Source organism: Rhodococcus sp. G6(2025), from assembly GCF_058628105.1.
The window spans coordinates 769,338-782,211 of sequence record NZ_CP179751.1; the positions used below are offsets into that span (position 1 = coordinate 769,338).

Annotated in this window: 13 protein-coding genes and 1 pseudogene; 6 read left to right on the forward strand and 8 right to left on the reverse strand. The window is 65.9% G+C overall.

Going from position 1 to position 12,874, the window contains the following annotated elements:
* Positions 1–227 precede the first annotated feature (227 nt).
* Both ACLIVD_RS40580 and ACLIVD_RS40585 read left to right on the forward strand, forming a co-directional pair.
* Positions 228–722, forward strand: coding sequence for a hemerythrin domain-containing protein (locus ACLIVD_RS40580; RefSeq protein ID WP_491933080.1), 495 nt, complete (start codon positions 228–230; stop codon positions 720–722).
* An 800-nt stretch (positions 723–1,522) separates the two neighbouring features.
* The gene (locus ACLIVD_RS40585) at positions 1,523–2,641 is read left to right on the forward strand and encodes a glycosyltransferase (protein ID WP_491933079.1); all 1,119 of its coding nucleotides are present in this window, start codon (positions 1,523–1,525) and stop codon (positions 2,639–2,641) included.
* Between the two features lie 590 nt (positions 2,642–3,231).
* On the opposite strand, the gene ACLIVD_RS40590 is transcribed toward ACLIVD_RS40585, so the two are convergent.
* The 4 genes from ACLIVD_RS40590 to ACLIVD_RS40605 all read right to left on the reverse strand — a co-directional run bounded on the left by ACLIVD_RS40590 (position 3,232) and on the right by ACLIVD_RS40605 (position 6,943).
* Positions 3,232–4,038, reverse strand: coding sequence for an MBL fold metallo-hydrolase (locus ACLIVD_RS40590; RefSeq protein WP_491933078.1), 807 nt, complete (start codon positions 4,036–4,038; stop codon positions 3,232–3,234).
* A gap of 663 nt (positions 4,039–4,701) precedes the next feature.
* Positions 4,702–4,914 carry a hypothetical protein gene (locus tag ACLIVD_RS40595; RefSeq protein WP_491933077.1) on the reverse strand — a complete coding sequence of 71 codons (213 nt, stop codon included), beginning with the start codon at positions 4,912–4,914 and terminating at the stop codon, positions 4,702–4,704.
* Positions 4,915–5,089: 175 nt separating this feature from the next.
* Positions 5,090–5,557: a WhiB family transcriptional regulator gene (locus ACLIVD_RS40600; protein WP_491933076.1), complete on the reverse strand. Its 468-nt coding sequence runs from the start codon at positions 5,555–5,557 to the stop codon at positions 5,090–5,092.
* 476 nt (positions 5,558–6,033) lie between these two features.
* Positions 6,034–6,943, reverse strand: a protein-coding gene (locus ACLIVD_RS40605; RefSeq protein ID WP_491933075.1) for an IS5 family transposase whose coding sequence is annotated in 2 segments (ribosomal slippage) — positions 6,034–6,567 and positions 6,569–6,943 — 909 coding nt in all. Because the reading frame shifts where the segments join, the coding sequence is not laid out codon by codon here.
* Positions 6,944–7,212: 269 nt separating this feature from the next.
* On the opposite strand from ACLIVD_RS40605, the gene ACLIVD_RS40610 reads away from it, so the two are divergent.
* The 3 genes and pseudogenes from ACLIVD_RS40610 to ACLIVD_RS40620 all read left to right on the forward strand — a co-directional run bounded on the left by ACLIVD_RS40610 (position 7,213) and on the right by ACLIVD_RS40620 (position 8,645).
* On the forward strand, positions 7,213–7,665 hold the full coding sequence (locus tag ACLIVD_RS40610; protein ID WP_491933074.1) for a DUF4383 domain-containing protein: 453 nt from the start codon (positions 7,213–7,215) through the stop codon (positions 7,663–7,665).
* Positions 7,666–7,726: 61 nt separating this feature from the next.
* Positions 7,727–7,896 (forward strand): annotated as a pseudogene (locus ACLIVD_RS40615) (hemerythrin domain-containing protein); the annotation flags it as partial.
* A gap of 338 nt (positions 7,897–8,234) precedes the next feature.
* A complete protein-coding gene (locus ACLIVD_RS40620) occupies positions 8,235–8,645 on the forward strand; it encodes a hypothetical protein (protein WP_491933073.1) in 411 nt (136 codons plus the stop codon).
* Here the strand turns inward: ACLIVD_RS40620 and ACLIVD_RS40625 are convergent.
* Positions 8,642–9,013 (reverse strand): DUF3099 domain-containing protein, encoded by a 372-nt coding sequence (locus ACLIVD_RS40625; RefSeq protein ID WP_491933072.1) that lies wholly within the window; start codon positions 9,011–9,013, stop codon positions 8,642–8,644. The two genes, ACLIVD_RS40620 and ACLIVD_RS40625, sit on opposite strands and share 4 nt — an antisense overlap.
* Before the next feature lie 137 nt (positions 9,014–9,150).
* Between ACLIVD_RS40625 and ctaD the strand changes: the two genes are divergently transcribed.
* Positions 9,151–10,929, forward strand: a complete 1,779-nt coding sequence (gene ctaD, locus ACLIVD_RS40630) for an aa3-type cytochrome oxidase subunit I (protein ID WP_491933071.1) — start codon at positions 9,151–9,153, stop codon at positions 10,927–10,929.
* A gap of 91 nt (positions 10,930–11,020) precedes the next feature.
* On the opposite strand, the gene ACLIVD_RS40635 is transcribed toward ctaD, so the two are convergent.
* The 3 genes from ACLIVD_RS40635 to ACLIVD_RS40645 form a co-directional block, all read right to left on the reverse strand.
* The gene (locus tag ACLIVD_RS40635) at positions 11,021–11,362 is read right to left on the reverse strand and encodes a hypothetical protein (protein ID WP_491933070.1); all 342 of its coding nucleotides are present in this window, start codon (positions 11,360–11,362) and stop codon (positions 11,021–11,023) included.
* A gap of 139 nt (positions 11,363–11,501) precedes the next feature.
* Positions 11,502–12,191: a HemK2/MTQ2 family protein methyltransferase gene (locus tag ACLIVD_RS40640; RefSeq protein ID WP_491933069.1), complete on the reverse strand. Its 690-nt coding sequence runs from the start codon at positions 12,189–12,191 to the stop codon at positions 11,502–11,504.
* A 12-nt stretch (positions 12,192–12,203) separates the two neighbouring features.
* Positions 12,204–12,671, reverse strand: a complete 468-nt coding sequence (locus ACLIVD_RS40645; protein ID WP_491933068.1) for a CinA family protein — start codon at positions 12,669–12,671, stop codon at positions 12,204–12,206.
* Positions 12,672–12,874: the final 203 nt, after the last annotated feature.

Sequence of the window (12,874 nt, forward strand, 5' to 3'; positions counted from 1 at the left end):
GTGTGCCCCACCCCGCCGAAGCCAAAACGAGCCGACACCGGCCCGCTGGCATCGCCCTGCCGGCCGGAGACGGGCACGGGCGATCGTACGCGGCGGTCGAACAGGCGGTTTCCCGCCCCCGACTGGCTTGTGTGGTGTTGCCGCACGGTTTCCTCTCGTGCGACTTGGGGTACTAACGTCTGGCGCCCATCAGCCCGGAATCGGGCCCGATTTCATCGAGGGATCTCATGTCGTCCGATGCCATCGTGATCTTGAAGAACGATCACAAAGAAATCCGTAAGTTGTTCCGTGCGTTCCGCAGTGCCGGAGAAGGCGCGAAGAAGGGTGAGGTTGTCGGCAAGATCATCGAGGTGTTGACCGTCCACACCTACATCGAGAATGAAGGAATGTATCCGAAGGTCCGCGACCTGGTTCCCGAATTGGAGGACGATGTGCTCGAGTCCTACGAGGAACACCATGTCGCCGACGTCCTGGTCTCTGAACTGGCGGCGATGTCCCCGGAGGACGAGAGATTTGACGCCAAGACGACCGTGCTGATCGAGAACGTCGAGCACCATATTCAGGAAGAAGAAGACGAGTGGTTCCCGCAGGTGCGTGAGCATCTGGGACGCAAGAAGCTGCAGGAGATCGGTGCCGGATTGCTCGAACTGAAGGAGAAGGCGCCGACCTCACCGGCGCAGCCTTCCGCTCTGAAGAAGGCGGTGGACGCGGTCATCGACTGACGTCGCTGCCCGGCAGCAGCGCGTTACTGAACCACCGAACGGCGTGGGTGTGCCTACGCGGCAGCGTAATTCCGCCCAACTCCGCTGCGGTGGCGGGACGCCACGACGCTGGGACGGTGTTACCGGTCCAGCAGGCGCGCGCTGATATCCGCGCGGGAGAGTGTTCCCGGCCGTCTCGGCTCGTAGACATGGAATCTAAGGAACCAAGAAGGTAGCCGCGGTCGAAGGTAGCCGCGGTCGGCTACACCACTTCGGCTCGACTGCAGATCGTGCATGCCGCTGCGCGAGCAGCGCCACCGCTTCGAACTCATGCTGTCGAAGCGGTGACGCTTTCGCGGCGCAACAGCTCGTCACCACAGATTGAACGCGGCGTATCGAGACGAGCAGGCGCGGCTACCGTTCGCCACGGAGGCGATCCCGGATGCCGCGGATCGGGACAGCGCGTGCATCCGAGGGAGCACCCGTTTGGGCGGATTCCGTTTCGGGCACGCGTCGAGAAGCGGACGGCTTGTGGTCGCACGCTGGGAGAGGTTCCGCACCGTCAGAGGCGACGTTCCGTTCGGGAGTGTAGGTAGGAGTGCTGAACGTGACGACAGCATTTCTTCGGCGAGAGGGTGTGCAGATGATCCGAGTGGCTTCGGCGTCGGATGTGACTGTTCGGTGTCCCTCCGAATTCGACGACGATGACCGTGTCCGGCTTCTGGGCCCGGTGCCGGTCGATGGGCCGACGGTGCCCGGAGGGTGGCGGTCACCGGAGATGCAGGGTCCGTTGTGATTCGTCGGCGCCGACGGGCACTGTCGTGAGCGGGTCGCCGCTGCGTATCGCGCTGCTCGCCTCGTGCCTTTTCCCGATCCGGCAGCCTTTTGCCGGCGGCCTCGAGTCGCATGTGTGGTGGTTGGCGCGTGCCTTGTCTGCGGGCGGGCATCGGGTGACGTTGTTCGCCGGTCCGGGCTCGGATCCGGCGCTCGATTGTGCGCATCTCGAGGTCCGGACACTGGAGATAAGCGCGGCGGCACGGGCGGATTCATCGATGCCGTCGACCCGGTTCATGGCCGAGCATCACGCGTATCTGCAGCTGATGCTCACCCTCGCAGGCCCGTTGGCGGGGGCGTTCGACGTGATCCACAACCACAGCCTGCATTACCTGCCGGTGGCCATGGCGGACACCGTCCCCACCCCGATTCTGTGCACGCTGCACACCCCGCCGACCCCGTGGCTGGAGTCGGCCATCGCGGTCAGCCGCGGGCAGGGTGCCCATTTCGCGGCGGTGAGCGCACACACCGCCGCCGCGTGGGCGCATGTGGTCGGCGATATCGAGGTCATTCCCAACGGGGTCGACCTCGCCGCGTGGCCGGTCGGCGCCGGCAGCGGGCGTCTGATCTGGTTCGGCCGTCTGGTGCCCGAGAAGGGTGCCCACCTCGCGATCGCTGCTGCGCGGCGCGCCGGATACCCTCTGGTGCTGGCCGGCCCGATCAGCGACACGGACTATTTCGTCCGGTCCATCAGCCCCCATCTCGGCTCCGGCATCACGTATCTCGGGCACCTCGAGCAGCCCGCACTGGCCGAGGCGATCGGCGGGTCCGCGGCGGCGCTGGTGACACCGGTATGGGACGAGCCCTACGGCCTGGTCGTCGCCGAAGCACTCGCCTGCGGCACCCCCGTGGTCGCGTTCGCTCGGGGCGGGATCCCGGAGGTGCTGACCGAGGACTGTGGTCGGCTGGTCCCACCCGATGACCTGGATGCCCTGGTGCGAGCGATCCCGGAGACTGTGGGACTGTCCCGTGCGGCGGCGCGCGCCCGGGCCGGGTCACATTGTTCCGACGGTGTCATGGTTGACGCCTACATCGACGTCTACCGGCGACTGTCGCGGGCGCACCGCAACGGGCAGTCGTCCCGATATCCCAGCTCCACCGTGTGATCGGCATCCGCACCCGCGGGCACGGGCGCCCAGCGACGCCAGCGCCTCTGGACAGCGGTGTTCGACCGCCGAGGGCTGCGGGCACAAGCGAACGGTACGTCCCTCCGTTGGGTTGATGCGAGGACGAAGTCGTTGTCTCGCTGCGGGACCGCGTGTAAGAGGAGATGAGGCGTGTTGGCGGTCACGAAGCCATCAGGTTCCACGGCGATCCGGAACTCCGCCATAGGGTTCACTGTAGAGGACCATGCCCGCGTCGACTGGCGATTGTGGTGCTCGCTGCTCCTAGATGGTCTCGGCCCCGTGAACGAGGTGGGCACCGCCGTCGAAGCGACGCACGGAAACGACCGTACTTGCTGGGTGGGAATCCGGCGGAGGTGGTTCGCGATCGGAGGTGCCTGACTCCGTCCGCGCCGGCGAAGGGATTATGTGGCGCCCAGTAAGTCTGCGCTTCCACTGAGGTTGGCGTTCGTCGGTCCGGGAACCCGTGGTTATTGTGCTCGCCGCCGAGGGCCGTAGAGGTCGACACGACACTGCGCACGTATGTCAGGCCCACACGGGGGAGGACAGGGTGGAGGGTCGCTGTGTTGTGGTCAGAGGGTGATGGTGGTGCCGCGGTCAACGTGGATCATCCGCCCGCTCAATCCGCGTCGGTCAAGTTCGCGGGCGAAGTCGGACAGTGGTGAGGCGAACACGGTGTAGTCGTCGTAGTGGACGGGAATGACCCGGGGCAGGTCCATGAGTTCGACGGCGTCGGCACCGCGGCGACCGTCCATGGTCACGGTGAGACCGAACGGCAGCGCGGGCCCGGCGGGTAAGCGGGTGCCGCCGAGGTGCAGCACACCGGTGTCGATGTCGGGGAAGCGTTGCGGAATGGCGGTGAGGTCGTCGACGACGAGGGTGTCGCCGGAGAGGTAAAGGCGACGTTCCGCAGCTCCTGTTTCAGGTCCGAACTCGAGCATCGTCCCCATCACCGGGGGAAGCAGCCGCCGCGTCCAACCGGGTGCGTGCCGGCCGGGCAGGGAGGTAATCGTCAGTCGAGTACCACTTTTCAGGATCTCGTGGGTCGACCAGGTGTAGAGGCCGTGGGCGCGACCGAATCCGCGTTTGACGAGTTTCTTCGCGGCGTGTGGGGTGGTGGCCACCGGGATGTCGTGGTCGAGGTTGTGCTGTGCGGTGCGATCCCAGTGGTCACCGTGCAGGTGGGACAAGACGATCACGTCGATCGGCGGTAGTTCGTCGATGCGTATCGCGGGTTCGCGCAGGCGCCGGGAGACGAGTCCGTATCCGAGGTAGGCGCGTTGTCCTTGGTGGAGGAAGTTCGGATCGGTCAGGACGGTGATCTCGCCATGCCGGATGAGGGCGGTGGCGTTGCCGATGAAGGTGAAGGTTGTGTCCATCGGGCCTCCCGGGAGCAGGGAACAGGTTGGGGTGGGGTGTGGTCCGAGTACCCGAACGCCGACGGCCGACACGAACACCACCGAAGGGGTGCAGCTCTGGTCCCTGCCCCGCGGTCGGCCGGTGCGGGTCTGCCCGCTGTGCCGGTGTTTTCGTGTGCTGGTCGGAGGGTGCGGTGACCTGCAACGATGTCCTGCAACGATGTCCTGCAACGATGTCGTCGGCGAGGTCGGTGATGGCGCGGTTGTCGACGTAGGCCGCGGCGCGTAAGCGTAGGAGTGCCTCCGCGGCGGGGGTGTCGAGACGGTGGGCGGTCAGGCGGGCGGCGACGGAGATGTTGCTATGGCGGAACAGGTGGTGGTCATCGCGCCAGGGGGTCGCGGTGCGGGTGTGGAGATTGGTGACCAGGGTCGGTGCGCGGGCGGCGGCGTAGCGCTGCGCGGATCGGTACTTGGCGTGGGTGAGGTCGGGGGTGGGTGCGGTCGAGTTCGAAGACTCCGACCGGCCCGTCCTGGCGGGTGGACAGGGGCAGGCGTAGATGACGCGGACACCGAGGGTGGAGACTTTCGGTGACGAAGATCGGCCACCGGGTAGCCGCGGTGGGTTCGGTGAGGCCGTCGATCAGGTGTGGTGCCTGGAATTGGTGTGATTCGAGGCAGGGTCCCTCACCGAGGGTGAGCTGGAGTTCGTCGATTTTCTCGGCGCTCTCTCTCGTCGGTGGCGTAGACGAGGTCGTGGGGGGTCGGGTCCGGGAAGATCATGACCGCGAGGCCGTCGGCGTCGACCGACCGCAGGTAGCGGTCGGTGAGGAAGCGGCTGCGGGGGAGCGCGTCCGCGCAGCGGTCGGCGGAATCCTCGAAGGCGGGATCGGCATTCATCGGTGCCTGCACATGTCATTCATCGGCGCCTGCCTACCTCGGGTTTCGGACCGCGGTCGTGGGGTCGGTCATCGAGGCCGGGCGGGGGGTGTGTGATCGGGTGTGGTGCGGTCGAGGTGGTGTCTGATCTACGCGGTGGACACTGCGGTGGTTAGAGGGCGCGGCGTGGGTGTGGTCATCGGTGGGTCCATTTGGTGGTTCGGGCGGGTGCGGCGAGAAGGTTCCCTATGGTCGATGGTGCCGAGGTTCCGGCGAGCAGGGCGTCGGCGCCTTGTTCGTGGTGCCCGTCACCTGCTCGAACACGATGCGGGTGGTTCAGGACGGGTGTGCTGTCAGGGCGGGTGCGTCGTCGTCGGTGGCGGGCGCGGTCGGTCTCGGACATGCCGCCCCAGATGCCATACGGTTCGGCGGCGGACAAGGCGTGGGTGCGGCATTCGGTCAGCACGGGACAGTCGCGGCAGATCTGTTTGGCGGCGTGTTCGCGGCGGGCACGGACGTTCCCGCGTTCCCAGTCGGGGGAGAAGAACAGGTCGGTATCGGTACCGCGGCACGATGCGAGGTCCTGCCAGTTCCCGTCGGCGTGGATGCGGAGGTGCGGAAGATCAGACACGAGTGGGATGAGTCGCTTTCGAAAAGAGGACATTGGACTATGCAGTCGGGTGTGCCGGGTGCGGGAAAGGGGAGCGGCCGGCGAGTAGATGCACGCTTCGTGCCGGTCCGTCTGATGTGAAGACGCGGGTGGGCTGCCTCCTCGTAGTGAAGGTTGGAAAACTGGTATGCGCAGCGACGTATCCGAGACATGCTGCTCGACAGTCCTATTCGACACGTTTCCGGGTTTCCTCGGCCTCTGGAGAAGGCCGCGGTCAGGCGGTGACGCGACGACGGCGGGGATGACGGCCTATCGGCACCACGTTCGGAAGCGGGATGGCAGTGCCGATGCGCTGATGCCTGTTCTCGACATCGGTGAATGGGAAGGCGTCGTGTCCGGGGGATGCTTCCCTGTCCTCGTCGCCTGCGGAAAGTGCTGGCGTAAGGGCGTGATATCAGGGTAACGACACGCTGGTTGAGGATTCAATGGAGTCGGGGAAGAGTAAGCGGCGTCACATTAACGGGTTCACACTAGGACATGTCTCCTAATAGTTTGAGCCACTCGACGATGCCGGCGAGCAGGAATCCGGCGCGGTAGGTGAGGGCGAGTTTGTCGTAGCGGGTGGCCACCGCACGCCACTGTTTCGCCTTGTTGAAGGCCCGTTCGACCACGTTGCGCCCCTTGTAGGACTCCGGGTCGAAGTTCGGTGGCCGCCCACCCGAGCGGCCCTTGTTCACCCGGTTCGCTGCCTGATCGGTCTTCTCGGGGATTACCGCCTTGATGCCTCTGCTGCGCAGCAGTTCCCGGTTGGCCCGTGATGAGTACGCCTTGTCGGCCCGGACCTCGTCGGGGCGCGTGCGGTGCGCTCCGCCGGCGAGCCGCGGGACGCAGATTCCCTCCAGTACGTGGGCGAACATCGGACTGTCACCGGCTTGGCCGGGGCCGACCAGCACCGACAGTGGGCGCCCGTGACCGTCGCACGCCAGGTGCGCCTTGCTGGTCAACCCGCCCCTCGACCGGCCGATGCCGTGATCGGCAGGCTCGTCACCGAGGTTCGTGTAATTCGGTAGATCCCCCTGTGTGGCGGGCGGCGTTCGCACCGTGCTGATGGACACGGACCACTGTGGAATCGACCGATACCGCCCAGTCCAGGTTCCCGCCGGCGTCGGCCATCGCGACCAGAGCCGTCAGCACCCGATCCCAGGTTCCGTCTCCGGCGTAGCGGCGATGTCGCTTCCACACCGTCTTCCACGGCCCGAAATGCGACGGGAGATCTCGCCAGGGCAACCCGGTCCGCAGTCGATACAGCATCCCCTCGACCACCACACGATTGTTCCGGAACTTCCGCCCCCGGAGCCCGTCGGAACTGGGCAACAGCAGCTCGAGCAACTCCCACTGCTTGTCCGTCAACACCTCAAACCGATCAACAACGTCTGCCACACCGAAGAGTCTGCAGCACAACACCACAAATCATTGGGAGACACACCCTAGTGCGGATTCACGGGCCGCGCCCGTCGCCGCACGGTGTAGATACAGTTGGCTTCGGGTACCCGGAGCCCGAAGCCGGCACGTGGCATCGCGTGGTGTGCGCCCGCAGACTGCGACCGTCGACTCCCGCCGAATGCACCCACGGTCATCAATCCCGTCCCCGTCGTCCATCTACGCCAAGAAGGGTGATCGCAATGACTCAACGTTCGACCGCGACATCGATGACACGTTCCCCTGTCCAAATCGCTGCCGTGGCGGTCGGGGCGGTGTTCCTGCTCGTCGGGATCCTCGGCTTCATACCGGGTATCACCACTGACTACGACATGCTCACCTTCGCCGGCCACCACTCCGGCGCCAAGCTCCTCGGTATTTTCGAGGTCTCGATCCTGCACAATATTGTTCATCTACTGTTCGGGATCGCGGGCCTGGTCATGGCGAGGGCCGCGGCGACGGCGAAAGCGTTCCTCGTCGGCGGTGGGATCATCTACTTGGTGCTGTGGCTATATGGGTTGCTCATCGATATGGACAGCGCCGCCAACTTTGTTCCGGTCAACAACGCCGACAACTGGCTGCACTTCGTGCTCGGTCTCGGAATGATCGCCCTCGGTGTGCTTCTCGGGCGTCGCACTGTCGCCGCCACGGCCCCCGGCACGACCCCGGGAACCGTCCGCTAACGCTTCCTCTTGGGCGGTCTGGGCGATCGTGACAGACTGTCGTGCTGATCGAGAAGGGCGACACCATGTCGACGAGGAAGAGCAGGAGTTGTTCCCCAAGGTCCGAGAAGAACTGGGCCGGAAGCAACTCCAGAAAACTGGGTGCGCGACTGCCGGAACTGAAGGGCAAGGCGCCCACGTCTCCCGCTCAACCGTCGGCACTGAAGAACCGTCGACGCGGTGATCAAATAGCGACGATCGCGTGGAGGGCGGGGAACTGACGAAACTGCTAGGCGGTGCCCGGAGTGCGCTCGTCCGGGCACCCTTTCAGGCGGCCGCCGCGGTCCGGGGCGGTGTTCGGGTCTTCCATCCGCACGGTCTCACCACTGCCGGGCATATCGAATTCGACTCCGCCTGGTGACGCTGCCCGTCCGAACGCCGATCAGTGCGGTCGCGAGGCTGTCCGGGGGAGTGGGAACACCGTCAGGGTTACCGGACGTGCTCGGGCTCGCGCTGAAGGTTCCGCTCGATCCACCCGACACGAGTGGGATCTGCTGCTGGCCAGCGCAGGCACCTCGGCATGGACACGGATGGTTCCTATTCCCGCGATGGGGTGGCGCAGTGCCCGGTACAGCAGCCTGATGCCCTATTTGTCGAGGGGAACCGACACCAGGTGGGTGCTCGCCACACCGATCGGCCCGCATCCGGCAACGACGTCGCTGCACGCGCTTGCGCAGGCGATGACCGAAGCGCCACTGCGGTTCCGGTTGGAGCTGGTATCGGAGTCCGGATCGTTTACTCCGGCCGGCCACGTGATGCTGACGCAGATCCGGGATGCGCCGGACGACGAGCAGCCGAGCTTCGACCCGGTGCTCCACCGGCCGCCGGAGATGGCGCTGCGCCCCGCATGGCTCGCCTGGGTGCGGGCCGGCGCCTACAGCGGGAGTCGGCAGGGTCGAGGCGGCGCAGAAGGTGCGCGCACGCAGGGCGCCGTGGGCTAGTAGCTGCTCTTGAACCGGGTCGTGGCAGGCCAGAGATCGGGAACGGGCCGGTGGGGGCGCCGGCGCACGGCGGGGCGGTCGTTGGCGATGAGCACCGCGATCCAGGGCAGCGGGATCGACGCCATGAGCAGGATCGCCGCACCCCAGGGGTTGCCGGTGACGGCGTAGAGCAGTGCCGCGACCAGGAGCGCGGGTATTCGGATCGTCATCAGCAGGAGGTACCGATGCACGCGGGCACGGTACTGCTCGTCGTAGGAGGCGGTCGCGTCGGTGATCACGATCGGCCGGCAACGGTTGCTGACCGTGACCGTGGGCTCGGCGTAGCCTCCACTCTCGGTGCGGGTCAGCGGGACCGGCGGCAGTTTCATGGATCCGCAGTACCCCGAGTCCGCCCAAACTAATCGTCGCGACATTCCGAGCAATGACGGTTTCGGGTGAGCGCGACCAGGGTAAGAACTGTCCCATTGTCGCGTTACCGCGACGGGAGCCGAGTTGGAGATCTGCCATGACTGCCACGGGAATGCGTGTCCTCACCCCCACCCGGCCGTATCCGCCGCGATACCGGCGCAAGGGTGGGTTCGTCGTCCAGATGATCACCACGACGGATCCGAAGACGCTCGGCCTGATGTATCTGGTGACGGCGTTCGCGTTCTTCCTGGCCGGCGGCCTGATGGCGATGCTGATCCGCGCCGAGTTGGCGGTGCCCGGCCTGCAGTTCCTGTCCAACGAGCAGTACAACCAGTTGTTCACCATGCACGGCACGATCATGCTGCTGCTCTACGCGACGCCGATCGTGTTTGGGTTCGCCAACTACATCCTGCCCCTGCAGATCGGCGCTCCCGATGTGGCGTTTCCGCGGCTGAATGCGTTCTCCTACTGGGCGTTCCTGTTCGGCGGGCTCATCGCCTTCGGTGGGTTCATCACGCCTGGCGGCGCCGCCGACTTCGGGTGGACCGCCTACTCGCCGCTGACTTCGTTCGTGCATTCGCCCGGCATCGGAGCGGACTTGTGGATCCTGGGCCTGGCCCTGTCCGGGCTCGGAACCATCCTCGGCGGGGTCAACATGATCACCACCGTCATCTGCCTGCGCTGCCCGGGGATGACCATGTTCCGGATGCCGATCTTCACCTGGAACATCTTCATCACCAGCATCCTGGTGCTGCTCGCCTTCCCCATCCTCACCGCGGCGCTGATGGGGTTGGCCGCCGACCGGCACCTGGGGTCGCATGTGTTCGACCCGGCGACCGGCGGGACGATCCTGTGGCAGCACCTGTTCTGGTTCTTCGGCCACCCGGAGGTGTACATCATTGCGCTGCCGTTCTTCGGGATCGTCACCGAGATCTTCCCGGTGTTCTCCCGCAAGCCGATCTTCGGGTACACGGGACTGGTGTTCGCGACCCTGGCGATCGGGGCGCTCTCGATCGCGGTGTGGGCGCACCACATGTACGCCACCGGCGCGGTCCTATTGCCGTTCTTCTCGTTCATGACGTTCCTGATCGCCGTCCCGACGGGGGTGAAGTTCTTCAACTGGATCGGCACGATGTGGAAGGGGCAGTTGACGTTCGAGTCGCCGATGTTGTTCTCGGTGGGGTTCATCATCACGTTCCTGTTCGGTGGTCTGTCCGGCGTGATCCTCGCGAGCCCGCCGCTGGACTTCCACGTCACCGACAGCTACTTCGTGATCGCCCACTTCCACTACGTTTTGTTCGGGACGATCGTCTTCGCCACCTACGCGGGCATCTATTTCTGGTTCCCGAAGATGACCGGTCGCATGATGGACGAGCGTTTGGGCAAGTGGCACTTCTGGACCACGTTCATCGGATTCCACGGCACCTTCCTCGTCCAGCACTGGCTGGGTAACGAAGGTATGCCGCGTCGTTACGCCGACTACCTGCCGACGGACGGCTTCACGTTCCTCAACACCTTCTCGACGATCTTCGCCTTCGTCCTCGGCGCCTCGACGCTGCCGTTCCTGTGGAACGTCTTCAAGAGCTACCGGTACGGCGAGGTGGTCACGGTGGACGATCCATGGGGTTACGGCAATTCGCTCGAGTGGGCCACCAGCTGCCCGCCGCCGCGGCACAACTTCACCGAGCTGCCCCGCATCCGCTCCGAGCGCCCCGCGTTCGAGCTGCACTACCCGCACATGGCCGAGCGGATGCGGGTGGAGGCGCACATCGGCAGGGGCGGACACCCGCCGACCGTCGCCGGCACCGCGGACATCGCCCAGCGATCCGAACCGCCGGACGCGCCCACACCCGCCGGGGAGCACCTCGACGACTAAGAGTGTCGGCCGGAAACGAAGATCGTGCCTGAAACTGTCGCAGCGGCCTGGGCACGATCGGCGCACCTCCGCGCCGCAGTCCAATGGCGGATCAGCGGTAAGTGGACGAGTGTTCGCCGTGGCGCAGCGGCGGCAGGTGTCCGACCGTGCCGGCGATCGCAGCCAGGACGCGGCTGGTGCGGCGGGCAGGTCCGGCAAGATAGCCGGGGGCGTGGCGGGCGAGGCGCTCACATCGATCCCGGGTGCGATCGATGCCGGTCAGCGGCAGCGCCGCGACCGCATTGCCCGGTGGCCGCCGCGCGACCACCGGATGCGGGCGAGTCGGGGCGGTACCGCGCACACGATCTCCCAGACCCGCCGGCTCGGCGCAGCGCATCGACACCGAGGTGTTGCTGCAGGCTGCCCTACCGTGATGAATGGCGGTCGGCACCATCGATGATCTCCACTCGTCGCGAGGCACCGCACGGGTATGACTCGATGGGTTCTCCAGTGCATAAGGTCGAGTGCCGTTCGCCTGCAACTATTTCGAAGTCAGTGGGCGGAGTGCGGATGATTCGGACGACACGTGGCGTCTACCGGTGCCGACGGGCTCGAATCACCACGATTTCCTCGCTACGTTGATCAGCTGTGATGACGCCGCGAGACTCCAGCATGCGGCGGCGTGCGGTCAGGACGGGCCCGAAGGCAATCTCGCGGCGAGCCACGATGTCGGCCTGTAACCCCTGCTCTTCGAGCATGACGTGTGTCTTGTCCACCCCGCTCAGTGCCGACTGGGCAACAAGCAGTGTTCCTTCCGGGGCGAGGATGTCGGGTGCCTGCATGCAGATCCGGTCGAGCAGCGCTCGCCCGTCGGTGCCGGCATCCCAGGCCCGCGCCATGCCCGTGCCGGGAAGCCGATCGTCCTCGGCGGGCACATACGGCGGGTTGGAAATCACCAAATCGAAGCGTTCCCCACGGACGGGGGCGGTGAGGTCTCCGCGCAGCACCCGGATCGTGTGCCCGCTCACGCGGGAATTGAGTGTGGCGGTGAGGGCGGCGCGACGGGAAATGTCGATCGCAGTCACGCTGCCGGCACCCAGCTCGGCCGCCCGCACGGCAAGCGCCCCGGTGCCGGTGCAGAGGTCGAGGACGCGCGTATCCGCGTCCAAGGACTGCTCCGCCATCGCGTCGGCAAGTAACCACGTATCGTCCTGTGGGGCATAAACACCCGGGATCCGCAACAACGTCGACCACTCCTCACACCTGCCGATCCGAAATCCCATGAGCACCCGCACCTACTGGTCGAGGGCATCTTCGAGCAGGAACAGGGCATGGGCCGTGGTCGCCTCGACGACCTCGCCGGGATCACCGTCGAAGTGGCGTGGTTCGGTGCGTATCTGACCGCCAGCGAAGACCCCGAACCACACAGTGCCCGGTGATTGTCCGTCCTGAGGCTCCGGTCCACCGACTCCGGTGACCGCTACCGCCAGATCCGCGCCAAGCAGCTCGGCGACCGACGCTGCCATCGTGCGCGCACTGGGTTCGCTGACAACCGGGCCGTCGGGAACCCGCAACAATCCATGTTTCACCGAACTGGCATAGGCGACGATGCTACCTCGGTACCACTCGGACGACGACGGCGCGGCCCCGAGAACGCACGAGATCCGTCCGCCGGTCAGCGATTCCGCGGTGGCCACGGTGAGTTGCCGACCGCGCGCTGTCGCCGAGATCCGCTCGGCGCACTCATCAAGCTGCTCATGCATCTGCACTCCAGTCCTGGTGCAGGGCGCTTCGGCGGCCAAGATGGTGAAGTCCGGAAGCTCCCGCCATACCCGCCGCGACCGCGATCACCAACAACGCCACATTGAGCAACTCTCCTCCACCTTTCTCCCGCGCAACGGCTCTGATGCGCTCTCACGGACTGTAGTGACCCGTCGGATCAGGTCGCAGGACGTCGGCTCGGACG